The sequence below is a fragment of the Chryseobacterium subflavum genome (genome assembly GCF_055762745.1).
Genome location: NZ_JBVTMR010000001.1, coordinates 468738 through 493750 on the forward strand (window position 1 = coordinate 468738; position 25013 = coordinate 493750).

Annotated in this window: 23 protein-coding genes; 11 read left to right on the forward strand and 12 right to left on the reverse strand. The window is 36.6% G+C overall.

The window, feature by feature from the left end; translation table 11 throughout:
* Positions 1 to 11: 11 nt before the first annotated feature.
* From AC0INN_RS02110 to AC0INN_RS02145, 8 genes are all read right to left on the reverse strand, one after another.
* Entirely contained in the window at positions 12 to 551 is a 540-nt protein-coding gene (locus AC0INN_RS02110; RefSeq protein ID WP_273647460.1) for a mitochondrial porin family protein, read from the reverse strand.
* Positions 535 to 1056: a hypothetical protein gene (locus AC0INN_RS02115; protein ID WP_273647461.1), complete on the reverse strand. Its 522-nt coding sequence runs from the start codon at positions 1054 to 1056 to the stop codon at positions 535 to 537. The genes AC0INN_RS02110 and AC0INN_RS02115 overlap by 17 nt, the downstream gene beginning before the upstream one ends.
* Entirely contained in the window at positions 1053 to 1706 is a 654-nt protein-coding gene (locus tag AC0INN_RS02120) for a phosphoribosylanthranilate isomerase (protein ID WP_273647462.1), read from the reverse strand. The genes AC0INN_RS02115 and AC0INN_RS02120 overlap by 4 nt, the downstream gene beginning before the upstream one ends.
* Positions 1706 to 2488: an indole-3-glycerol phosphate synthase TrpC gene (trpC, locus tag AC0INN_RS02125; RefSeq protein WP_273647463.1), complete on the reverse strand. Its 783-nt coding sequence runs from the start codon at positions 2486 to 2488 to the stop codon at positions 1706 to 1708. Before trpC ends, AC0INN_RS02120 begins: the two co-directional genes overlap by 1 nt.
* A 60-nt stretch (positions 2489 to 2548) precedes the next feature.
* Entirely contained in the window at positions 2549 to 3535 is a 987-nt protein-coding gene (gene trpD, locus AC0INN_RS02130; RefSeq protein WP_306612888.1) for an anthranilate phosphoribosyltransferase, read from the reverse strand.
* Between the two features lie 38 nt (positions 3536 to 3573).
* Positions 3574 to 4173 (reverse strand): anthranilate synthase component II, encoded by a 600-nt coding sequence (locus AC0INN_RS02135; RefSeq protein WP_273647464.1) that lies wholly within the window; start codon positions 4171 to 4173, stop codon positions 3574 to 3576.
* Positions 4174 to 4183: 10 nt separating this feature from the next.
* Positions 4184 to 5605 carry an anthranilate synthase component I family protein gene (locus AC0INN_RS02140; protein ID WP_273647465.1) on the reverse strand — a complete coding sequence of 474 codons (1422 nt, stop codon included), beginning with the start codon at positions 5603 to 5605 and terminating at the stop codon, positions 4184 to 4186.
* Between the two features lie 264 nt (positions 5606 to 5869).
* Positions 5870 to 6514 carry a hypothetical protein gene (locus AC0INN_RS02145; RefSeq protein ID WP_273647466.1) on the reverse strand — a complete coding sequence of 215 codons (645 nt, stop codon included), beginning with the start codon at positions 6512 to 6514 and terminating at the stop codon, positions 5870 to 5872.
* Between the two features lie 138 nt (positions 6515 to 6652).
* On the opposite strand from AC0INN_RS02145, the gene AC0INN_RS02150 reads away from it, so the two are divergent.
* From AC0INN_RS02150 to AC0INN_RS02170, 5 genes are all read left to right on the forward strand, one after another.
* Complete coding sequence (locus AC0INN_RS02150; protein ID WP_172276484.1) at positions 6653 to 6877, forward strand: hypothetical protein; 225 nt, start codon at positions 6653 to 6655, stop codon at positions 6875 to 6877.
* Positions 6877 to 7251, forward strand: coding sequence for a c-type cytochrome (locus tag AC0INN_RS02155; protein WP_172277630.1), 375 nt, complete (start codon positions 6877 to 6879; stop codon positions 7249 to 7251). Before AC0INN_RS02150 ends, AC0INN_RS02155 begins: the two co-directional genes overlap by 1 nt.
* A gap of 3 nt (positions 7252 to 7254) precedes the next feature.
* Positions 7255 to 8190 (forward strand): 23S rRNA (adenine(1618)-N(6))-methyltransferase RlmF, encoded by a 936-nt coding sequence (gene rlmF / locus AC0INN_RS02160; RefSeq protein WP_273647467.1) that lies wholly within the window; start codon positions 7255 to 7257, stop codon positions 8188 to 8190.
* Positions 8191 to 8300: 110 nt separating this feature from the next.
* Positions 8301 to 9998 (forward strand): lysine--tRNA ligase, encoded by a 1698-nt coding sequence (gene lysS, locus AC0INN_RS02165; RefSeq protein ID WP_273647468.1) that lies wholly within the window; start codon positions 8301 to 8303, stop codon positions 9996 to 9998.
* Between the two features lie 347 nt (positions 9999 to 10345).
* Positions 10346 to 11167 (forward strand): OmpA family protein, encoded by an 822-nt coding sequence (locus AC0INN_RS02170; RefSeq protein ID WP_273647469.1) that lies wholly within the window; start codon positions 10346 to 10348, stop codon positions 11165 to 11167.
* 3 nt (positions 11168 to 11170) lie between these two features.
* On the opposite strand, the gene AC0INN_RS02175 is transcribed toward AC0INN_RS02170, so the two are convergent.
* Together AC0INN_RS02175 and AC0INN_RS02180 are read right to left on the reverse strand one after the other, a co-directional pair.
* The gene (locus tag AC0INN_RS02175; RefSeq protein WP_172277638.1) at positions 11171 to 12175 is read right to left on the reverse strand and encodes a cytochrome d ubiquinol oxidase subunit II; all 1005 of its coding nucleotides are present in this window, start codon (positions 12173 to 12175) and stop codon (positions 11171 to 11173) included.
* A complete protein-coding gene (locus tag AC0INN_RS02180; protein ID WP_172277640.1) occupies positions 12172 to 13515 on the reverse strand; it encodes a cytochrome ubiquinol oxidase subunit I in 1344 nt (447 codons plus the stop codon). Before AC0INN_RS02180 ends, AC0INN_RS02175 begins: the two co-directional genes overlap by 4 nt.
* A 227-nt stretch (positions 13516 to 13742) precedes the next feature.
* Between AC0INN_RS02180 and gyrB the strand changes: the two genes are divergently transcribed.
* The 6 genes from gyrB (at position 13743) to AC0INN_RS02210 (ending at position 21888) form a co-directional block, all read left to right on the forward strand.
* Complete coding sequence (gene gyrB, locus AC0INN_RS02185; protein ID WP_306611497.1) at positions 13743 to 15677, forward strand: DNA topoisomerase (ATP-hydrolyzing) subunit B; 1935 nt, start codon at positions 13743 to 13745, stop codon at positions 15675 to 15677.
* Between the two features lie 118 nt (positions 15678 to 15795).
* Positions 15796 to 17688, forward strand: coding sequence for a DUF3857 domain-containing protein (locus tag AC0INN_RS02190; RefSeq protein WP_273647470.1), 1893 nt, complete (start codon positions 15796 to 15798; stop codon positions 17686 to 17688).
* A gap of 2 nt (positions 17689 to 17690) precedes the next feature.
* Entirely contained in the window at positions 17691 to 19619 is a 1929-nt protein-coding gene (locus AC0INN_RS02195) for a DUF3857 domain-containing protein (RefSeq protein ID WP_273647471.1), read from the forward strand.
* Between the two features lie 65 nt (positions 19620 to 19684).
* On the forward strand, positions 19685 to 20098 hold the full coding sequence (locus AC0INN_RS02200) for a DUF5684 domain-containing protein (RefSeq protein ID WP_273647472.1): 414 nt from the start codon (positions 19685 to 19687) through the stop codon (positions 20096 to 20098).
* 72 nt (positions 20099 to 20170) lie between these two features.
* Positions 20171 to 20992 (forward strand): RsiV family protein, encoded by an 822-nt coding sequence (locus tag AC0INN_RS02205; protein ID WP_172277650.1) that lies wholly within the window; start codon positions 20171 to 20173, stop codon positions 20990 to 20992.
* Between the two features lie 5 nt (positions 20993 to 20997).
* Positions 20998 to 21888 carry a diacylglycerol/lipid kinase family protein gene (locus AC0INN_RS02210; protein WP_373428004.1) on the forward strand — a complete coding sequence of 297 codons (891 nt, stop codon included), beginning with the start codon at positions 20998 to 21000 and terminating at the stop codon, positions 21886 to 21888.
* Here AC0INN_RS02210 and AC0INN_RS02215 read toward each other — a convergent pair.
* Positions 21885 to 23165, reverse strand: coding sequence for a dicarboxylate/amino acid:cation symporter (locus tag AC0INN_RS02215; protein ID WP_306611502.1), 1281 nt, complete (start codon positions 23163 to 23165; stop codon positions 21885 to 21887). The genes AC0INN_RS02210 and AC0INN_RS02215 overlap by 4 nt on opposite strands.
* A 137-nt stretch (positions 23166 to 23302) precedes the next feature.
* The gene (gene ggt, locus AC0INN_RS02220) at positions 23303 to 24991 is read right to left on the reverse strand and encodes a gamma-glutamyltransferase (protein ID WP_306611503.1); all 1689 of its coding nucleotides are present in this window, start codon (positions 24989 to 24991) and stop codon (positions 23303 to 23305) included.
* Between the last annotated feature and the right edge of the window lie 22 nt (positions 24992 to 25013).

Below are 25013 nucleotides of genomic sequence, written 5' to 3' on the forward strand. Positions count from 1 at the left end.
TTTCATTGTTGTTATTGTATTAAATAAGCAGTTTTTTCTGAATCAAGCTGCTTGAAAAGATTTCTATTTTCTTCAGACAAATGGATGATCAGGATATCATCATCTTCAGAACTGATCCAGTGATCATCTTCCTGCTCCAGAATTTTTTTTGCTTTATCGTATAATATATCAATTTTGCACTTTTCATAAAAGGGGCGCAAATCGGAAATACAGAATCCAATAACCTGCAGGTCCCTCTCAGTAACATTTTCTGCTGAAAGCTTCAGCAATTGGCTGCCATAGCCATGTCCTTTTTGTGCAGAAACAAAGCCCACCATTTCTGTATAAGAATGTAGATTTCCCGATATCTTTAATGTAAAATCGAAATTCAGACGCAATACAGATTTGATATTTCCATCAGTGTCCAGTAATAAATGAAATTCAGAATTTTTAAATAGCTGTCTGAAATCATCAGCTTTCATACCTGTCCATTCCTTGTTTTCCCAAAGCTTTATTATTACTCCTATTTCCTGTACGGTAAGTTGTTCCGGATTTTTAATGTGGTACGTCATGGTTCAGGGTATTTAGATAGGACAGATTATGATCGAATTGCTGTCTTGTTATTTGTTTATTCTGGTACAGGTATTTTATTTTACTTGAAATGCTGATCAGGGTTTCGATATCTAGCTTTGAACGATACATTTTAAAGATCAGTTCCAGGTTATCCAGCAAATAATAAGAATCCAGTTTTTCATAAGATAAGAATATCTTAAAATAGATTTTTCCCAGGTCATAATTAACATTAGCTTTGACCGTATTTTCCATCAGTTTATCCGCAATTATTACCAAATGATATCCATCCCATAAATGAATGGTTTCAAAAAAATACTCAATATCATCTTCATTAAAATCCTTAATGATACTTATAAATATGGATAATAAACCACCCATTTCCCAGAAGTCTGTGGTGCTGTCATTTTCACATATGAAATCATGCAGTTTTTTTACCCTTTCATTCTCAAACCTCGGTGGGAATAAAGTTTTATAGAACTGTTTTTTCAATGATTGTATATTCATAAGGATGAGATTAATGGGTTTGACTTAAATACTTTAATTTTCTCTACATCTTTAATTCCTGGTCCGGTTTCAAATTTTGAATTGATATCCAAGGCAAAAGGTTTCTGATCCAATACTTTGATATCTTTTATATTCTGTTCTGAAATGCCCCCGCTCAGCAGGTATGGAACATTTATTTTGATATCATTTAACAGCGACCAGTCAAACTGTTTTCCAGTTCCTCCAAATGATTGACTATCCGTATCAAATAACAAATAATCAATAACGGATTGTATCCGGTCAATTTCAGAAGAAAGATGTCCCATTGTTTCACCAATCCTTAAGGCTTTGATTATTTTTACTTCCGGATCTGTTTTTTGCTTTAATACCTTAATATATTCATCACTTTCATCACCGTGCAGCTGAATAAAATTAAGCTCAGCCTTTTTAGTAATATCCGCTACATTTTCTATATCCTCGTTCACGAAAACTCCTACCTTTCCTTTGTGAATGATTTTCGAAATATTATCTAAACTTAAACGATTAAGTGCATACCGCGGCGATTTTTTGTAGAATATAAATCCTATAAAATCAATATTCATGGAAATTAATTCCAGAATTTGATCAGGCAGTGTAAGACCACATACTTTTATTTGTAGCTGCTGGTTCATCACGATAGGTTTATATGGTTGATGAATTCTTTAAAGGCTTTGGCAGGATCTTCATTCTTCATAAAATATTCACCCATTAAGAATCCGTCGAAACCCTTTTCTTTCAGGTAACTGAAATCCTCAATACTGTAAATTCCACTTTCAGCAACAGATAAAGTTTGTTCGGGCAGTTGATTTTTTAATCGGACAGAATGTTGAAGATCTACTTTAAAATCTTTTAGGTTTCTGTTATTAATTCCTACCAGATCAATATCAGGATGGAAGTGTTGCAATTCTTCTTCTGTATGCATTTCCAGTAAAACTTCTAATCCCAGTTCGTGTGATAAATGGGTGAACTCCAGAACCTGTGATGGTGAAAGACAGGCGGCAATCAGTAAAATAACATCCGCACCCATATTTTTAGCCTCATAGAACTGATATTCGTCGATCATGAAATCTTTTCTGAGAACGGGTGTTTTAATCTGACTTCTGAGATCCATAATATCTTTAAAACTACCGCCAAAAAAATCGGTGTCGGTAAGTATTGAAATTCCGCTTGCTCCAAAATTCTCATAAGCAGACACTACTTCAAAAGGAGAAACCTTATCATTAATTACTCCCTTTGAAGGAGATTGTCTTTTAAATTCAGCGATTATTCCGCTTTTCTCTTTAAGAGAAGATTTTAAAGAAGCGGTTTTTCTTTCAAAAAAAGCAGAATCCTTTAATTCTTCTACAGAAATATTTGCTTTTGAAAAATTAACTTCTTCTTTTTTTCTCGATATAATTTTATCTAATATGGTCATTTATTGTGTGTTTTTATATTTCCTGAAACTAATTAATTCTATTCAAAACCTCAAAATGCATTATTCTAATAACAGTTCCAGGCTTCTCAATGCTTTTCCGCCATGTAAACTTTCCTGTGCCAAAAGGAGGCAATCATCATAGGAACCGAATTTTTCCGTATGATAAAGTGCTACCGCAGCATTCGCTAAAACAACGGCATTTTGAGAATCTGTTCCCTTTCCTTCCAAAATATTCCTGAAAATTCTTGCTGCTTCCTGAATGGTTTTACCTGCCTGGATACTTTCAGGACTTACCGGATCGAATCCCAGATCTTCGGAAGAATAAATATTTTCACCTTTTTTGGTTATAATTTTACTGTCATGGGTAAGGCTGATCTCATCATATCCATCCAGGCCATGAACCAGGACGAACTCCTGAGGTTCTTTTTGTAAAAGATATTGATAAATCCTTGCGATTTCCAGGTTGTATACTCCGATCACAGAAAATTTTGGTTTTGCCGGATTTACCAATGGACCTAATAAGTTGAAAAAGGTTCTTAGCCCCAGTGATTTCCTCAATGCTCCGACAGACTGAAGGGCAGGATGGAAGTAGGGAGCATGTAAAAAGCAGATATTCGCTTTCTCCAGATCTCTGTTCAGCTTATCATAATCATTATTCATCTGATAACCCAGCTCTTCCAAAACATTTGAAGAACCGGTAACAGCTGAGGCCCCATAATTTCCATGTTTTGTTACGCTTTGTCCTGCTCCGGCAATAACAAAACCGGCCAGCGTTGAAATATTGATCGTGTTTTTGCCATCACCTCCCGTTCCTACGATATCTAAAGCATCAGTGGCATCAAGGCTTACAGGAACTGCCATTTGCAATAATGCTTCCCTGAAGCCTTCCAGCTCTCTCAATGTAATATTGCGCATAAGGAAAACGCTCATAAAAGCAGTAACTTCCGTTGAATTGAATTTATTCTGGGCAATTTCAATCATGATCGCTTTGGCCTCAGATTTAGATAAGGTATGATGATTGAATAAATATTGCAGGATCTCTTTCATTTGAGGTGTTTTTATTGTTGAGGGAATATCTTGTGTTTTCAATGTAATAAGAAATTTTTAATGATAACTTCTCCGTCCGGAGTTAAAATACTTTCAGGATGAAACTGGACACCATGTACATCATAGGTTTTATGTTGCAGGGCCATGATCATTCCATCTTTATCTACGGCAGTGATCTCCAGTTCTTCGGGGAACTGATCGGGATCCACAGCCCAGCTGTGGTATCTTCCTACTTCCATTCCTGATGACAGGTTTTGGAAAAGTTTGGTTTTTTCTTTCACCAGCTCTGTGGTGGTTGCCACACCATGAAAAATTTCTGAAAGATTAATCAGTCTTCCTCCGAAAGCCTCAGCAATGGCTTGTTGCCCCAGACAAACTCCGAGAATGCTTTTAGTGGGAGCATATTTCCTGATCAGATCAAGTAATATACCGGACTCCTCAGGTATTCCGGGACCTGGAGACAAAATGATCTTATCATACTTTTCCACTTCTTCCAGGCTGATTTCATCATTCCGATAGATATCCACTTTCTGGTTTAGAATTCTTTCAATAATCTGAACCAGATTATAGGTAAAGCTATCGTAATTATCAAATACTAAAACTTTAGCTGTTGATTGGGTTTTTATATTTTCGTTCATCTTATTTAAATTAGTATTTGAGTTTATCTGCCTTTTCTACAGCTTTCTTGAGTGCGTTAAGCTTATTGTTGACTTCCTGAAGTTCACTTTCAGGATTGGATTTGGCTACCAGTCCTGCACCGGCCTGATAAAAAAGAGTATTGTTTTTACTTAAAAAGGTTCTGATCATAATAGCCTGGTTGCAGCTTCCGTTCAGACCTACCATTCCGATACAGCCTCCATAGTAACCCCGTGAATCCTTCTCATATTGATTGATTAATTGAAGGGCTTTATGCTTAGGAGCACCACTTAAAGTCCCCTGAGGAAAGGTGGAAGCAACCACTTCAAAAGGATTGGTATTTTCCGGTAATTCCGATGTTACTTCACTTACCATATGAATAACGTGAGAAAAAAGTTGGATTTCCTTTAACTTTGTTACCGTTACATTTCTTCCCATTTTTCCCAGATCATTTCTTGCCAGGTCTACCAGCATAGTATGTTCAGCATTTTCCTTGGGGTCATTTTTTAATTCTTCTATAGATTGAAGATCTACATCAAAGTTTCCGGTTCTTTTAAAAGTTCCCGCAATAGGATGGATGATGGCCTTATGATCTTTAATAATCAGTTGGCTCTCGGGGCTCGATCCGAATAATTTGTAATCTCCGTAATCGAAAAAGAACAGATAAGGAGAAGGATTGATATTTCTTAAAGCACGGTATACGTTGAATTCGTCACCCAGAAACTTTTGTTCGAATCTTCTGCTCAATACCAATTGAAAAACATCTCCCCGCATGCAGTGTTTTTGAGCCGTTTTAACCAGTTCCAGATATTCTTCATCGGTAATATTTGAGGTTTCTTCACCCGTTTTCTCAAAAGGGTAGACTACTGAGCTTTTATTTTTTATTAAATTTTCTAAAGTATAAAGTTCTGATTTGATCCCTTCGATTTGATTTTCGATAAAATGCATTTCATCATTGTAATGATTGATTGCAATAACGTACTGGTATAATCTGTATCTCACAAGGGGAATTTCAACCTCCGGGCTTTGTGCTTTAAAATTGATGTTCTCGAAAAACTGAACCGCCTCAAAGCTGGTATATCCGAAAAGGTTTTGTGCTGTTTCTTCAATGGGATCCGTTGTTTTTTCACAATCAAAAACAGAAGAAAAGTCATGCAGGATATCTGCGATCTTATGATCAATGATAAACTGCTTTACAGGTTCTGAATTGGGGAACTTAACCTCGAATTCATTAAGGTTCTTAACCTCAATTCCTGCTATGGCATTTATGGCGATAAATGAAAAATTATTATCTATGTTTTTAGAATCCGAGCTTTCCAAAAGAATGGTGTCCCTGAACTTGTCACGGATCTGCAGATAAATATTCATGGGAGTCTGAAGATCTCCCAGTGTTTTCTTTGATACGGTTTTTACCTTTATATTCTTATTAAACATTTGATGTTTTTATTTTTGTTTGAGATTAAATAATAAAAAAAAGACTTCAACGGAATCCGTCAAAGTCTTGATATTTTGTTTATCTTATTTTATTGCAAAGCAGCTTAACAATTAGCAATACGATAATCCTTTCAGACCCGACGAAGAGTTTGAAAGCCACCACCAAAAATTATTGCTCGTATTAAACATGGCACAAATGTAAAAATTTTTTTTAATATCAAAACCAAAAAAGAATAAAATTAAAAAAACTTAAGATAAAATTAACTATCGGCTCTCTTCCAATTCTTTCTTCAGCTTTTCAATTTGAATATTGTAGTTATCATCTTTATAAACTTCTACATAATTTTCTAATGCAGTTAGGTATTCTTTGATGAATTCTTTATTGGTGGGATCTGCCTCATATTTTATTTTTGCTGTATTGATAGGAGCCTGCATTTCATATTGGCGAAGACGTCTGCCTTCTTCGGACTGATCATATAAAATCACGATATTTTTCTCATATCCCGGAATATATTTTACGGGAAATGGACTGTTTACCTGTGGAATACGGATTGCATTTTCAATAGGGTATATAGAAGCCGAAGTGGTAGAGAAAAAAGTTGTAATATATTTACCGTCCTGCTTTTTTACAATTGCTTCATAATCATGGATATACATATCGTTTAATGTAGAACTTGTCTCCACATCGGAGGTAATGATTGCAGTACTTTCAGTTCCGTATTTGTTTAAAAACCAGGCATTCAAAAACTGTCCCGCAAAGGCATTGGCTATTCCTAAAGGGATAATCGGCAGTAATAACCACCATTTTTTAGTAAGGAATGATACTAAGCTGAAGAAAACAATCAGGAGGACCACGGTGTAAAAACCATGATGACTGGTGAAAAACAGAATTTTAGAAATGAATATCATACTTTAAAATTAAAATTTTTATTTAGATAAAAGAACATTAGTAATCTTATTCCAGATAAATTATTGTTGAAACGGATATTTATCATCACTTTAAAAATTTATTTTTTATACTTTTGCTTAAATTTTATAGAAAAAATAATGAAAAAAGTATTAGCACTTGCATTTATCGGAGGTTTATTAGTTGTAAACTGCAAAAAGAAACCAGATCATTCACTACAAGATAGCAACACAATGCTTGAAGAGCCTGAAGCAACTACAGTTGTAGACACTACCGCAACAGCCCGCAACAAACCAGAAGCAGATGTAAATGCAGCAGTATCCGTACCTGCAAAGGACGCAAAAGCAGATACATTGACTAAATAATGAAAAAACTGTTTTTGACAGGATGCATAGGATTTTTTATTCTTTCCTGTTCCAAAAAAGAAAATACACCTGTTGATACTCCTTCATCAGAAACAACTGCTGCTTCTGAACCGGCAAAAACCAATCTTTCCGGGAGCCAGATCATAGAAACGTTGGATTGTACAGGATGTCACACGGTTAATGAGAGAATGATAGGACCTTCTTATCAGGAAATAGCTGACAAATATTCTGAAAAAGATATTGAAATGCTGGCCTCCAAGATTATAGAAGGCGGAAGCGGAGTTTGGGGAAGTGTTCCTATGCAGCCCCATCCTCAGGTATCTAAAGACGATGCAAAAAAAATGGTAGAATATATTTTAAGTCAGAAGAAGTAAAATATGTCTGCTGAAAAATCCAGTCTGCACACAAGAAATCTTCATCGTGATCCCTATGATTTTGATCAGCTCATTTCTTGTGTGCCAGAACTGAAGCACTATGTTTTTGTTAATGCACACCAAACATTAACGATCAACTTCAGCCTTCCAAAGGCGGTAAAACTACTCAACAAAGCCCTTTTACAACATTTTTACCATATCCGGAACTGGGATATTCCTGAAAATAATTTATGCCCTCCGATTCCCGGAAGAGCAGATTATATTCATTACATTGCTGATTTACTGGCTCTTGAATCCGGATCCGGTGAAATCCCTGAAAGCTCTTCAATAGATGGTATCGATATAGGTGTAGGAGCTAATCTCGTGTATCCTTTAATTGCTCACAGGTCTTACGGATGGACAATGACGGGAACAGATATTAATAAAGACTCGTTGCAAAATGCACAACGTATTCTCGACAATAACCCGGATCTGTCATCTTTTATTCATTTGAAGCATCAGCCGGCTTCTGACTGTATATTCAGGAATATGCTTCTAGAAGGAGACAGATTTATGTTTTCAATGTGTAATCCTCCTTTTCATGACTCTGAAGAATCTGCCATAAAAGGAAATCTCAGAAAGACTAAAAATCTCCGTCAATCCAGAGTTAAGAAGCCTTTACTCAATTTTGGAGGACAACAATCGGAATTATGGTGCGAAGGTGGGGAGCTTGCTTTTATTACCAGGATGATACATGAAAGCAGTTTATTCGCTTCGCAGGTCCTGTGGTTTACCTGTCTGGTTTCCAAAAAAGATAATCTGTATCCACTTACCACACTCCTGAAAAAGAGTAAGACAGTAGAGTTCAAAACCATCGATATGGCTCAGGGCCAAAAAATAAGCAGAATTCTGGCCTGGACATTTATCCCTCAACAAGACAGAAAAGGCTGGTTCCCGTAAGCAAACCTCTCTTTAACCGCATTTTTACAGAAATAAATATATTTCTGGGAAAAGTCATTGACAGTCAACTCAAAAATACCTAAATTTGTAGGCTTTTAGAAAAATAAGAAATGCAATTATCAGAACAAGAAATCATTAGAAGAGAAAAGCTTAATAAGCTTGTTGAAATGGGGATCAACGCGTTCCCGGCAGATGAATACAAAATTACAGATACAACAGAGTCTATAAAACAGGATTTTTCTGAGAGTAAACAGGTGAAGATTGCTGGTAGATTGATGTCCCGAAGAATTCAAGGGAAGGCTTCTTTTGCTGAATTGCAGGATTCTACAGGTAAAATTCAGGTATATTTCAACAGAGATGAGATCTGTACAGGAGAAGATAAAACTTTGTATAATGAAGTGTACAAACACCTTTTAGATATCGGGGATATTATCGGTATAGAAGGGGAGCTTTTTACCACACAAGTAGGGGAGAAAACTGTACTGGTAAAGAATTTTACTCTCCTTACGAAATCTTTACGTCCGCTACCACAATCCAAAACGGATGAGAATGGAGTAATACATGATGGATTTAATGATCCTGAACTAAGATACAGACAACGTTATGTTGATTTAACCGTCAACCCGCATATTAAAGAAATTTTTGTGAAGAGAACAAAATTGTTCAATGCCATGAGAACCTTCTTTAATGATGCAGGATATTTTGAAGTTGAAACTCCGATTCTTCAATCCATTCCGGGAGGAGCTGCGGCAAAACCGTTCATTACACACCATAACGCCTTGGATATTCCATTATATTTAAGAATTGCAAACGAGCTTTATCTTAAAAGATTGATCGTTGGAGGATTTGATGGGGTATATGAGTTTTCCAAAAACTTCAGAAATGAGGGAATGGACAGAACACATAATCCGGAATTTACAGCGATGGAAATTTATGTGGCTTACAAGGATTACAACTGGATGATGGATTTCACAGAAAAGCTATTGGAATTCTGTGCTACTCAGGTTAATGGAAATGCCGAATCTACTTTCGGAGAGCATAAGATAAATTGGAAAGCACCTTATCCTAGAGTTTCAATGACTGAAGCGATCCAGAAATATACAGGATTCGATATCACAGGAAAAACTGAAAAGGAATTGTTTGATTTTGCTAAATCTATTGGGATTGAGGTTAATGAAACAATGGGTAAAGGGAAATTAATTGATGAGATCTTCGGAGAAAAATGTGAAGGAAATTTCATTCAGCCAACTTTCATTACCGATTATCCGATCGAAATGTCTCCTTTAACTAAAAAACACAGAAGCAAAGAAGGCTTAACAGAGCGTTTTGAGTTGATGGTTTGCGGAAAGGAAATAGCTAATGCTTATTCTGAGTTAAATGACCCTATTGATCAGAGAGAACGTTTCGAAGCGCAGATGGCTCTTTCTGAAAGAGGTGATGATGAAGCGATGTTTATCGACCAGGATTTCCTTAGAGCTTTGGAATACGGAATGCCTCCAACTTCCGGATTAGGAATTGGTATGGACAGATTGATCATGTTCTTAACGGATAATGCATCCATCCAGGAAGTATTATTCTTCCCTCAGATGAGACCTGAAAAAACAGTTCCTCAGATTGAATTGGGAGAAGATGAGAAAGTAATTCTTGAAATTTTAAACTCTCAGGAAGAAGCATTCTCTTTAGCAGAAGTTAAAGAAAGAAGTCAGTTATCCGGTAAAAAATGGGATAAAGCATCTAAGACTCTAACTAAGAATAATTTAGTCAAAGTAGAAAAAGTTGATGAGCAGGTTTTAATGAAACTAGTATAAATAAGAAATTCATTCATTTTTAAGTTTAACTGGCTTAAGCTTAGAAGGCTTTGACTTACTTATAAAATTTGTGCTTGGCGTTTTATATGATTTTATAAAAGATTTCTTTCCTACAATTAAAAATGAGTATCAAACAACAAAAACAAAGCTTATGGAAATAATAAAAAACGGTGCGATAAAAACCTTAATTGCGTGAGTCATATTTTTTATTCTAAGTTAAAGTCAATGAATAGTTAAGGTTAGGGATCGGATCCCGCTTACGCACAAAAATCCTGAAGATACTTCAGGATTTTTTTTGCTACAAACTATAAATTGTTATTTTCCGTTCCATATAAAACTCAATTTCGATGAAAATTTTTGTTTTATTTTTTCTGTTACAATGTCTTGTCATTAAGTCGCAAATGATTGAATCTGTTTACTTTGTGCATGATGACTATAAACTTGATAAGCAATCCCAAAAGAAATTAGATAGTTTGGCTCAGTTAAAAGGCAATTTAAGATTCAGGATTTTTGGAAATTGTGATTCTACGGGAAGCATACATTACAATAAAATATTGTCTGAAAACCGTGCAAATGCAGTTAAAAAATACCTGCAGGAGAAAATTAAAACTCATATTACAATTGAAAATGTTGTAGGTCTCGGTGAGGGAAAACAGATCAATGATAATAGTTCAGAAGAATTACGGAAGAAAAACAGAAGAGTAGATATTTTTATAGACAGAGAATGGGCTAAGGGAGAAAAAATTCTACGAAAAGTTCCTCCAAGTTTTGTAGATCTGAGTGTTGCTGAGCTGAAAGTTCAAAATACATATTCTCTTCCTAATGTTAATTTTATTGGCGGCCGTCATGTCTGGCTCCCGGTTGGGAATGAAACAATTCTTAAGCTGCTTAAAATACTAAGAGATAATCCGGCTATGCAGGTAGAATTACAGGGGCATATTTGCTGTGATTATAATAATTTTGATGGTGAAGATCTTGATTTGGGTACTTTTAATCTTTCACATACAAGGGCTAATTCTATAAAGGAATTCCTCCAGATGCAAGGTATAGATTCCAGCCGTATAAAAGCAAGCGGACAAGGACATCTTAATCCGGTTGCTTATCCCGAACAAACGGAAGCGGACCGGATTATGAATAGGAGGGTTGAAATTGTTTTACTTAAAAAATAATCCTTACTTCCTTAGTTTACTGAATGAAGCCATCAGGTAAAATAAAAACGGCAGAATAAATAAAGATCCTAACATTAATGCCCACGCTAAAGCAGAAATCGTTTTCGGAGCTGCTACATGTTCTAATAATGAAAGATGCTGCCCATTCCCTAATAATATGATATCAGGGTTATGCTGATACGTTGCGGCCACCAGGATCATAATAACCTGGAATCCTGCTAAGGCACGAACGGGAAGGAGCTTCCGTTGTTTCATAGCCCGGAAAATCAATAACAGTGCTATCGTTGCAAAGGCAATTGCCATAATTCCCAAAGGTTTGGAGAAAACCCAGGTAACTAGAGGAATGCCCGAAAGATACGCTGAAAGAAAAACCAGAGCTCCGGTGATCACTACAAAGATCATCGTTTGTTTGGATTTTCTGATCATCAGATTAAGTTGCACACGATCCTTGGTTTCCCTAAGAGAAAATATTGAAGCAAGATAGGCACAGAGGGCCACTGTAAATAAACCAACGGTCACTCCGAACCAATTCAGCCAGCTGAAAATATAGAGATCCAGAAATGTGGTGGCGTCCGGATTAATGGATTGGGAAACTGTAGCTGCCGCAATCAGCCCTAAGAAAAAAGGAGTGAGAAGGCTTGCATAATAAAAAATGTGAGTATATAAAAACTGCCAGTCATCTTTCACCGCATCATAATGCCTGAATGTAAAAGCGGTACCTCTTGCAATAATTCCTACAAGCATAAGAACTAACGGAATATGCAGGTAAGTGGACATCGTTGTGTAAATTTCAGGAAATCCTACAAACAGGATCACAATAGCAATAATCACCCACATATGATTCGCTTCCCAAACCGGAGCGATTGATTCATACATAATCTCCTCTGTTTTATGACGGGATTTTTTATTGGTGAATAACTCCACGATCCCTGCGCCAAAATCAGCTCCTCCCAAGATTACATACAGGCAAATTGACAGCCAAAGAAAGCCTATAACAACGTAGATCATGATTTTGTATTTTTAGCGTTAAACTGAATATCTGTAGGGTCATATAATTTCGGAACCATTTGGATTTGTCTTTTGAGAAGAAATATTAAAATCAATGACAGGGAAACAAAAATTGCGGTGAAGAAATAGAAGGAATACTGGATGCCCGGCATAGGCGTTACAGCATCTACAGTCCGCATAATACCATAAATTATCCAGGGCTGGCGGCCTACTTCTGTTACAGTCCAGCCTGCTTCCAATGCTATATATCCAAAAGGAGTGGCGATCAGAAATGTTTTCAGCAGCCAGTTCTTGCTCAGCCATTCTTTTTTAAAGAATAGCGAATAGACATATAGAGAACCTATGCAGATCATTATGACACCAAAGAAGATCATGATCTGGAAAGAGTAGTGGACAACGGCAACAGGAGGCCATTCATCTCTGCTGAAATCATTCAATCCCTTTACTTCAGCATTAAAATCATTACTGACGAGAAAACTTAATAATTTAGGGATTTTTAATGCATATTTGATTTCGCCTTTCTTTTCATCCGGAATTCCTCCGATCACAAAAGAAGCTCCCTTTTCTGTTTTAAAATGAGCTTCCATTGCAGCCAATTTTATAGGCTGTCTTTCTGCAACTGATTTAGCAGCGATATCACCACTTAAGGGAGCTCCGAAAGCTCCTATGAGGGCAAAACCTGCAGCAATTCTAAATGCTTTGGTGTGAAATTCCACATTTCTTTTTCGCATAATTAAAAAAGCATGAACTCCTGCAACGGCAAAACCGGTTGCACAAAATGCAGCTACCGTCATATGCAATGCCTGTGGAAACCAGGCTTCATTAAACATCGCTTTGATAGGATCTATATTTACATATTGTCCGTTGATATAATCAAAGCCTGCGGGAGAGTTCATCCACGCATTGGCTGCAACGACAAGGATGCCGGAAGCCAATCCACTGAGTCCGACTAAAAATCCACAGAACCAGTGAAACCATTTGTTGAACTTATCCCATCCGTAAAGAAAAAAACCGATAGCAATTGCTTCGATAAAAAATGCTGTTCCTTCAAGAGAAAAAGGCATTCCGAAGATGGGGCCGGCGTGTTTCATGAACTGTGGCCAAAGAAGTCCCAATTCAAAAGAAAGCATAGTTCCGGAAACAGCTCCTGTTGCAAAAAGAATGGCGACTCCTTTGCTCCATGCTTTTGTAAGTCCCTTATATACTTCGTTTTTTGTTTTAAGGTATTTCCAGTGGGCAAAGGCCATTAAAAATGGCATAACCATACCTACACACGAAAATATAATGTGGAAGCCGAGGGACATGGCCATCTGGGCACGGGCTGCAATGAAATCGTCCATAATATCAATTTTGAGTAAATAAATTTAAGCATTAATTATAGAAGAATACATGATTTAAAACAGTTGATATTATTGAAATGCAATATAACTTTGTATTTTTTTAAGATAAAAATGCCTTTGATTCGTGTTGAAAACTCCATCTTTTTTGACATATTTTAACTTTCATATCTCGAAAAAAATCACGATATTTGTAGGTCTTTGCAATTGGCAAAGTTTAATAATTTGATATGAGTCAGAAACAATATACAGCTAGTAGTATTCAGGCATTGGAAGGAATGGAGCACGTTCGTATGCGTCCTTCAATGTACATTGGTGATGTAGGAGTAAGAGGTCTCCATCATTTGGTTTATGAAGTAGTAGATAACTCTATTGACGAAGCGTTAGCAGGATACTGCGATACCGTTTTCGTTAGCATTAAAGAAGGAAACGGAATCGAAGTAATGGATAACGGTAGAGGTATTCCGGTTGACTTCCACGAAAAAGAACAAAAATCTGCTCTTGAAGTTGTAATGACGAAGATCGGAGCAGGAGGTAAGTTCGATAAAGATTCCTATAAGGTTTCCGGAGGTCTTCATGGTGTTGGGGTATCTTGTGTGAATGCACTTTCCAATGAAATGATTACAACCGTATACAGAGACGGAAACGTTTACCAGCAGGTATATTCCAAAGGAAAAGCACAAACGGGAGTTGAAGAAATAGGGAATAGTGACAAAAGAGGAACTAAGCAGTTCTTCCAGCCTGATGATACCATTTTCACTGAATTAGTATATAACTATGATACGTTAGCAAGCCGTTTACGAGAGCTTTCTTATCTTAATAAAGGTATTACCATTACCCTTACCGATGAAAGAGAGACTCTGGAAGATGGTTCTTTCAAATCAGAAGTCTTTCATTCCGAAGGCGGTTTAAAGGAATTTGTTGCCTACATTGACGGAAGCCGTGAGGCCATTATGGAGAATGTAATCTTCATGGAGGGCGAAAGAGATGATATTCCGGTTGAAGTGGCAATGCGTTACAATACTTCATTTAATGAGAATCTTCACTCTTACGTTAATAATATCAATACCCATGAAGGGGGAACACACCTTGCGGGTTTCAGACGTGCATTAACGAGGACCTTAAAGAAATATGCCGATGATCTGGGGATCCCTCAGAAAGAAAAGGTAGAAATTACGGGAGATGACTTCCGTGAAGGTCTTACAGCCGTGGTTTCCGTAAAAGTAATGGAACCGCAGTTTGAAGGGCAAACTAAAACAAAATTGGGTAATTCCGAAGTTTCCGGAGCAGTTGATAAAATTGTGGGGGAAATGCTTACGAACTTCTTAGAAGAAAATCCTAACGAAGCTAAAATTATCGTTCAGAAGGTTGTTTTAGCAGCAAAAGCAAGACAGGCTGCGAAAAAAGCCCGTGAAATGGTTCAGAGAAAATCTCCGATGGGAGGTTCCGGACTTCCTGGGAAATTGTCCGACTGTTCTTCTAAAAGTCCTGAAGAATCTGAAATATTCCTTGTTGAGGGAGATTCCGCAGGAGGTACTGCAAAACAAGGACGTGACAGACATTTCCAGGCTATCCTTCCATTAAGAGGTAAAATTTTGAACGTTGAAAAGTCTATGCTTCATAAAGTTTATGATAATGAGGAAATTAAAAATATTTACACAGCTCTTGGGGTTTCTGTAGGAACGGAAGAAGACAGTAAGGCGTTGAATATGGCGAAACTGAGATATCATAAGATTGTCATCATGACCGATGCCGATATTGACGGTTCCCACATTTCTACATTGATTCTGACATTCTTCTTCAGATATATGAAAGAATTGATTGAAAATGGTTATATCTATATCGCTCAACCGCCTTTATATTTATTGAAGAAAGGTAACAAAAAAGTATATGCCTATAATGAAAAAGAGCGTGAGGAATTTACTCTGGATATGTCTCCGGATGGAAAAGGAGTAGAGGTACAACGTTACAAAGGTCTTGGGGAAATGAATCCTGAGCAGCTTTGGGAAACGACCTTAAATCCTGAGCATAGAATATTGAAACAGGTAACTATTGACAATGCTGTAGAAGCAGATAGTGTTTTCTCTATGTTGATGGGAGATGAAGTTCCGCCAAGAAGAGAGTTTATTGAGAAAAATGCAAAATATGCTAAAATTGATGCATAATTTATTTTTCTAAAAAATATAATGAAAAAGGCTCCGTTTTGGAGCCTTTTTTTGTCTTCGAAAATTAAATTTTAACATTTATTAAGATTTCATTACTTTTGTTAAATTTTTTAAAACAATGATGAAAATCTTAACAGTTGGTGCCGTTTGTATTGCTTCTCTTTACTACGCCCAAAGCTATCCGGTGTCAGCAATCCCGGAGAATTTAAAGAAGGATGCCAATGCGGTGATCCGAAAAGATTTTACCACGATCCAGATCAACAAGATAGATGAGGTAAAATATCAGATAAATACCGTAACTACGGTTTTAAATAAAGACGGGGATTCCCAGGCTCATGCTTATATTCCATATGACAAAGGAGATCATATTTCTGACGTAAAAGTTACAGTGTATGACGAATCCGGTAAAAAAATAAAGTCTTATTCCAAATCGGATTTCGGAGACTTTGCTAACAATTCCCAGGGAGTCTTTTATTCGGATAGCAGATATTTATCATTGGCTTATACTCCGACCCAATATCCTTATACACTCGAGTTTTCGTACCAGATCACTAATGAAAACACTATTTTCATACCGGATTTTGTACCTTTTTCAGGCACCAATGTAGCATTGGAGGAAAGCCAGTTTAAGATTCTTAATAATTCAGGTATTGAGCTCCGTACAAAAACTTATCCTTCGAAGTACAATTATACTACGGTTGCAGAAAGCAGTAATGGGGCAGAAAAAGTATATTCATATAAAAATGTTCCTGCAATAGAAGATGTTTCTTTACTTCCTTCACCACTTAAGATCTTACCTAAAGTGAGTTTTTCACTGGCAAAATTCAATCTGGAAGGAAAGCAGGGAAGTATTACGAGCTGGAAAGATTTCGGATCCTGGTATTATAATAGCATTTTGCAACCTGTATCTGTTTCCACGCCCTCTATAAAAGCTGATGTTGCAGCACTTAATTTACAGGGGTCCACAGAAGAAAAGGTGAGAAAACTGTATCAGTATATGCAGGGTAAAACCCGATATATATTTGTTGCGCTGGGAATTGGGGGATGGCAGCCTATGATGCCGGATGAAGTACAGAAAAAAGGATATGGCGACTGTAAAGGGTTATCCAATTATATGAAGACCTTACTTGATGAAGCGGGAATTCCATCGTACTATTGCACCATCAACTCCGGCTCTTCACCGGTGTCTTTCGATAAAGATTTTCCAAAAATGGGAGGGAACCATGTTATCTTAATGGTGCCTACTGAAAAGGGAAACATATGGCTGGAAAATACATCCCAGCAGATTGCTTTTAACCATTTGAGCTACAGTACAACGGACCGAAATGTTCTTTTGGTTAAAAAGGATGGAATTGAAGTGATGGATACTCCTTCATATTCTGCAGAACAAAATAAAGAAAAGCAAATCCTTAAAATTAAGCTTAATGAAGATAATAGTATTGCAGGAAAAGGAGAGTTTGCTTTTACAGGCAGTCAATATGATTATAACTTAAGATTTGCCACATTATCTCCTAAGGAAAAAAATGAATCAGTAAAAAGCCTTTTAAATATTTTACATTTTGAAAATATTGAAATGAAAGATTTTATTAATGACAGGGATAATGCAGTTATAAAATATAATCTTGATTTTAAGGCTAATAACTATTCCAAGAATGCCGGAAGCAGTATGGTATTCCGAGCGGTACCTATCTTTTCTGATAATAATTATAAAGCAGATGATAAAAGGGAATTGCCGTTTGAGATCATGCAGTCTTTTGAAGATGAATATAAGATTACATTTGAAATTCCTAAAAATTATAAGATCGATGAAGTTCCTGAGGATGTAAAACTTCCGTCTGAATTTGGAACCTATCAGCTTAACTTTATCAAGAATGGACAAGAGCTTACCGTTACCAGGACTATTCATGTAAATAAAGGAACGTATCCTAAAGAAAAATACAATGATTATATCAAATTCCGAAAGAAAACTGTAAATATGGACAATTCTAAAATTCTAATAACTAAAATCTAAGCATGAAAAAAATTATATTCGTCGTTTTGAGTTCAATCAGTATTGTTTGCCTCAAAGCCCAAAAACAGGAATTTCTCAACCCACCTAAATTTAATGATACCGATTTATCAAAGCAAAAATCATTGCTGGACGAAAATGCTCCGGCGGAAATTTTGTATAAATCAGTGTCTTTTAATATAGATTCCAATAATGGTACTTTGCAGAAAAGAGCCTTCTACAGGGTGAAGATTTATGATAAAGAAAAAGCCGAAGACTGGCTTAATCTTGAAGTGCCCCTTTATCAGGATGGCAGCAGCCAGGAAAGCTTATCTAAAATGAAGGCTTACACCTATAACCTTGAAAACGGAAATGTGGTCACGACTAAAGTAGATAAAAGTTCAAAGTACAAGAGTAAAGAAAATAAGTATATATCGGTTACCAAATTTGCTTTTCCTAATGTAAAAAACGGTTCTGTTATTGAATACCAGTATGAGATCACTTCTCCGTTCTTGTATTCCATTCCGGAAATATTGATAGAATCTGATACACCATCATTATATACTGAATATATTTTGGATGCTCCTTCCAATATATCGTATAATATAAATTATACAGGCTCTTTAAGTCCTAAATACAAGCAGGTTGAGGAAAAGCTTCTGTATGGCTCCAATTACAGAACCTATCGTTTCGGGTATGAAAACCTTAAAGGTTTTAAAACGGAGAAATTCATAAAAAATGATAGGAATTACAGAACGAAGATCAGTGCGGAATTGCATTCCACCAATTTTAAAGAACTGAAGTTGTATTCATCATCCTGGGAGAAGATCAAAGAAAGATTATATGAGAATGAAGATTTTGGTGGAGAACTGAAAAGAACAAAATTGGCGAAAGAAAATATGCCTTCAGGAATTTCAGGGCTTACAGATATGGATAAGGCGGATGCTATTTTTAAATATGTCCAAAAGGCCTTTACCTGGAATAAATATTCGGGAGTAAGGACAGAAGATGGAATAAAAAAACTTCTCGAAACAAAAACCGGAAACGCTGCGGAGATCAATCTTTTTTTAATCATGATGCTTAGAGAAGCAGGGTTAAAGGCAGATCCGTTATTGATCTCTACTGTTAGTAACGGAATGATCAATATTGCATCTCCGAATGTCTCGAATTTAAACTTTGTCCTGGCAGCCGTTAAAATTAAAGACCAATATCATTTATATGATGCTACATCCAAGCAATCTTCAAGGGATATGCTGCCTCCAAGAGATTGGAATCAATTTGGGATCCTGGCTCCAAAGGAAAAAGTACAGGAATTATCTATGACCAATGCACAACCAAGTTTTACTTACCTTACGGCTGAGGCTAAGATCAATGAAGATGGAAGTATTTCCGGAACTTATTCCGACAAAGATACAGGTAGCTATGCGATGTTTGCCAAAGAAAGTTATGACGAGAATATGGATAAATACAAAAAGCAGTACAAGGAAAACTTTGCTATTGATTTTACGGATATTAACTCAAAAGTTCTAGAAAATGGTGATTTTGAAAGTACGATGAAATTTACATCAGAAAACCTGATCGATAGAATAGGGAAAAAAATGATCATTAATCCTATGCTGTTTCTTAATAAAAACTCCAATGAATTTGATCAGACAGATGAAAGAAAATATCCCATAGATTTTATATCAGCCTACACAAGAACAAAAAAAATCATTTTCGAAATTCCCGAAGGTTATGTTATTGAAGAAATGCCAAAAAATAAAAAGATAATAACGGATGATAAGGAGATCGAATACAGCTATGTTGCAGAGCAAAAAGGAAATAAACTGGAGGTCACCTCAAAGACCAAAGTAAGCAGTCCGGATTATCCTAAAGATTATTATCCCGCATTTAAACAGATTTGGGGAGTAGCTTCAAAAAGTGAAAATCAGGTGATAAGTTTAATTAAAAAATAAATTAAAAGCTTCTATTTATAGAAGCTTTTTCGTTATATTTGAGCAAACCAATAAAAATTAATAATATGTTAACTCTTTTACAAACAGATCCTTACGATGGGATGGATTCTGCGGCAGCGGCCGGAATTGGAATCGGAATGTTATTCTTTTATCTGATTATATATCTGTTCTATGGATATTGTATGTATAAAATATTTCAGAAAGCAGGGCGCCAAGATGCATGGGCGGCTTTCATTCCTATTTATAACATCATCGTTTTGCTTGATATTGTAAAGAAACCGGCTTGGTGGATTATTTTATTTTTTATTCCGTTTGTTAACCTGTTTGCATCATGGATGGTTAATGATAGTCTTGCCAAAGGATTTAGCAAAGAAACGCCTTTATACACGATTCTTTTATTCTTCTTAGGATTTATATTCATTCCTGTTTTAGCTTTTGGGAATGATCAATTTGAAAGCCAGAAAATACCGGCGAACTAAAAAAATTCATTATAATTTACAAAACCATTCATTTTGTGAATGGTTTTTGTATTGACATCACAAATATAGAATATGAAAAATACAATTGCAGCTATTTTGCTTTCCTCGTTCTTTGCTCTTGCAGCGTGTAAAAAGAATGAAAAAAAGGATTCATCGACAGAAAAAACAGAAGTGAATCAGTCCGAAAAATTTGTAGTCGATTCAGTAAAAGTTAGCGACTCTACGAAGGTCAATGATTCTTTAACTGTAAAATATACTTCGAAACTTTTAGTATTTCCTTCTTTGAAAGACCAAAAGCTCCTGGACAGCATCTATTTTATCAATAAAGGGGCAACAGATTTTTCTAAAAACGGGATTCAGTCCTACCTGGAAAGAGAAAAGGCAGAATATTTCAATTCTATCAAGAAGGAGGCGAAGGATCTTGGAGTATCATTTCCTCAGGAATGGTATACCAGTAACTATATGAATCTGAAATCCACAACCAATGATTATATGCACATTGAATATGTTTACAGTGCGTATGAAGGGGGAGCCCACGATAATTACGGGTTTTCCGAGCGGGTGTTTGACCTGAAAAACAATAAGAAAGTACAGTTGGCTGATATTACCACCATGCCTAAAAAACAAATTGAGGGAATTCTGATGAAGAATATCAATAAGATGAATAGTGGAACGACCGATGAGAAAGGAGAGGTGAAAAATTCTGATATGCTCCTGGTAGAAGTAATTCCTGCAAGTAGCAATTTCTATTTTGATGATAAGAACCTGTATTTCCATTATAGTCCATACGAAATTGCAGCTTTCGCAGCTGGAGACATCACAATCCCCGTATCATGGGAGGATCTTAAAGGGACGCTTAAGCCCGAGTTTAAAGAAAGAATGAAAATTAAATAAGAATAATGCTTCCAAATCAGGAAGCATTTTTTATTTTTGCTGTAATGGAAAAAGTAGCTTTTATCATCAACCCGTTTTCTGCCAAAAGGAATTATCAGCCATTTCTCAATGAGTTGAAAAAAAAGGTGGAAAATCCCCTTTACTATATTTCAGAATCCATTCAGGGAACAGATGATTTTATTGAAGAGCACTTCAATGAAATAGAAATTTTTGTTGCAATAGGAGGGGATGGCACTATTTCTACAGTAGCAAGGAAGTTGATTAATACACCTAAAATTTTAGCTATTTTTCCGGCAGGTTCAGGAAACGGATTCTCGAACGAAACCCAATTCAGCAAAAATCTAGATGAGCTACTGGATAAGCTAAAGGCGAAAAAATCCAGAAAAATTGACACTTTTACCGTAAATGAAAGACTTTCCATCAATGTTTCAGGAACAGGATTTGATGGCAAGGTGGTAAAAGAATTTGAAAAGACGGACAGGGGTTTCAAAAATTACATCAAGGTTTCCCTTAAAACCTTTTTTAATTATAAACCCATTAAGGTTAAATTTGTTGATGAAGCTTACCAGCAATATAACGGCAGATATCTGATGCTGAATATTGCTAATACCCGTCAGTTTGGAAATAATGCATATATTGCTCCGCACGCGAGTAAAAGTGACGGATTGGTAGATATGGTTTTGGTTAAGAAATTTCCATTAACCTATTCTGCATTATTTGCATACAGGATGTTTACCAAAAAACTGAAAGATGATGATTATGTGACCTATCTTCCGGTTTCAGAAATCGAGTTCAGTGTCAATACCAAAAACTGGCACCTGGACGGTGAATTTAATAAAATAAAATCCCCGATCCATATTAAGGTGCTTCCTGCCAGTCTGACGATTCTAATTTAAGCCTCTAACTTCTTTTCTACTTCTTGTGGATGGTTCAGGGAGTAATGGAGCTGTTCTTTATCCAGTTGTTTTTCCCAATTTGCAACCACTACAGTGGCTACGGAATTTCCTATAACGTTGGTCAATGCCCGGCACTCGCTCATGAATTTATCGATTCCCAGGATCAGTGTCATTCCTGCGATCGGAATCTCCGGAACTACAGCCAATGTAGCTGCTAAAGTTACAAATCCGGCTCCTGTTACGCCCGCTGCACCTTTAGAACTTAGCATAGCGACAAGGAGTAGCATTAATTGTTTTTCCAGTGGCAGATGAATATTCAGGGCTTGTGCTATGAACAATGAAGCCAGTGTCATGTAAATATTAGTGCCATCGAGGTTGAAAGAATAGCCGGTGGGAACCACCAATCCTACGATAGCTTTGGAGCATCCTGCTTTTTCAAGCTTTTCCATAATTCCCGGTAATGCGGATTCTGAAGAGCTGGTTCCCAGAACTAAAAGAAGCTCCTCTTTAAGATAAAACATCAGCTTAAAAATGCTGAAACCATTATACCAGGCAACAGCACCCAGTACCAAAACAACAAATAGTAATGAGGTGATATAAAATGTCCCTACCAGGAACAGAAGATTGAGAATTGAATGAAGACCATATTTTCCGATGGTAAAAGCCATTGCCCCGAAAGCTCCGATGGGAGCAAGTTTCATAAGCATATGCACGATTTTAAAAACAGGTGTTGAAAGATCCTGCAGAAAGTTGGTTATCCTTTGGCTTTTTTCTTTTGTCAATACAAGTGCAACTCCCATTAAAATAGCGACCAATAAGACCTGAAGAATATTTTCACCGACCAGGGGACTGAAAAGGGTTTCAGGAATAATATTCATCATAAAACCCGTAAGTGTGGATTCGTGGGCTTTTTGCTGATACTGGGAAATATCTCCAGAAAGCGAGGCCGGATCAATATTCAAGCCTGTGCCGGGTTGAAGGATGTTACCGACGATTAGTCCGATGATTAAAGCTAATGTTGAAAAAGTAAAGAAATAGATCATTGCCTTTACTGCAATTCTCCCTACCTTTTTCAGGTCGGTCATATGGGCAATTCCTAATGTAAGCGTAATAAAAATTACCGGAGCAATAATCATTTTTACAAGTTTGATAAAGCCATCGCCTAAAGGCTTCATTTTCTCTCCCAGTTCGGGATAGAACCTTCCCAGAAGTATACCTGCAATGATGGCGATGATTACCTGAAAATAGAGCTGCTGATAGATTTTTTTTGCTTTCAATGGGGGTGTTTTTTAATTTAAAGGACGAAAAGTAAGAAAAAATATCAGGAATCATGATAGATGTCATGAAAAAATGATCTTTTCCTTTTTTCGTCCTTTAAATATTTAGTTGAAAATTACAAATAGGTAACCAGAAGTTATTCTGTTGCGACAGAGTCGTCACCACGTCCGTCCGCTACTGCATGTATGTTTCCATTCTCATCAATAACGATCATTTCTGTTTTTCCGATCTGTTTTACTTTTTCGATAACATAATTTTTAGCCTTTAATTCAGAAATTGTTGATTCCGGAAAATTGTTTTCCACAGATACGGTTTCTGGAAGCCATTGGTGATGGAATTTAGGTGCGTTTACGGAAATATTGGCGTTCAATTTAAAATCAACAACATCTACGATGGATTGATATACTGATGTCGGAATTGTTGTTCCGCCCGGTGTTCCTACTACCATAAAAGGTTTTCCGTTTTTTAAGAGTATGGTAGGAGTCATGGATGAGAGCATCCTCTTATTCGGTTGAATAGAATTGGCTTCCCCGCCTACAGCCCCAAACATATTCGGAACTCCCGGTTTGATAGAAAAGTCATCCATCTCATTATTTAAAAAGAATCCTGCTCCGGACACAACCACTTTACTTCCGTAATACCCGTTAAGGGTAGTGGTTACAGATGCAGCATTTCCATCCTTATCAATTACTGAAATGTGGGTCGTTTGTGTTGATTCTTTAGGTTGCTTTATGATCTTTCCAACCTCAGAGCTAGGCGTGGCCTTAGAAAAACTAAAGCTTTTCCATCTCTTTTTCAAATAATCATCAGAGATAAGATAAGAGGTCTTATCTCCTATAAAATCCGGATCCCCCATATATTCTGCACGGTCAGCATAGGCTCTTCTTTCGGCTTCTACCATGATCTGTACGGCAGGAGTAGAATTCAGCTGATATTTTTCTAAATTTTCAAAACTTGCCATTCTCAGCATCTGGGCTAAAAGAACTCCACCACTGGACGGTAAGGGCATGGAAACAACATTATTTCCTTTGTAATCAAATTCAAGAGCTTTTCTCTGGGCAACCTTATAGTTTTTTAAATCTTCAGAAGTGATAATTCCGTTTCCTCTTTTCATTTCAGAAACAATAAGGGCTGCGGTTTTACCTTCATAAAATCCTTTTGCTCCTTGTTTCTGAATAAGTTTTAAAGTCTCAGCCAATTCTTTCTGAACCAAAATATCACCCGCTTTCCACGGGGTGTCTTTTACAAAAGGAATTGGTGATTGATTGTGTTTTTGGAAATTTACCTTGTGGGTGTTAAGCATATCAGCTTCTTTTTCTGTAATAGCAAACCCTTTCTCAGCGAGATCTATGGCTGGCTGAATAATTTTTTCCATGGGAAGGTTGCAATATTTTAGGGTAGCAAAAAAGCCTGCAATACTACCAGGGATTCCTACAGCTAATCTGCCGTTCTGCGAAAGGTCTGTACTGGCTTTTCCTGTTTTGTCGACGTACATATCTCTCGATGCATTCCTTGGAGCTGTTTCTCTATAATCGATCGTAAATTTTTCACCATTATTTTTTACACCCACTAAAAATCCGCCACCGCCTATATTTCCTGCCTGAGGATAAACCACGGCTAATGCATATTGAGTGGCTATGACAGCATCATAAGCATTTCCTCCTTGCTTCATGATTTTTGCTCCTGCTTCACTTGCTAGCGGATGGGCAGAAACAACAACTCCTTTGTTTTTTACCTTAACTTCTTTTACGATATTAAAATCTGTATACTGACTCCAGTACAGGTTTGTGCTTAAAAACACGGCGGCGAATAATAGGTTCTTCATACCATTTTGCTTTTTATTGATA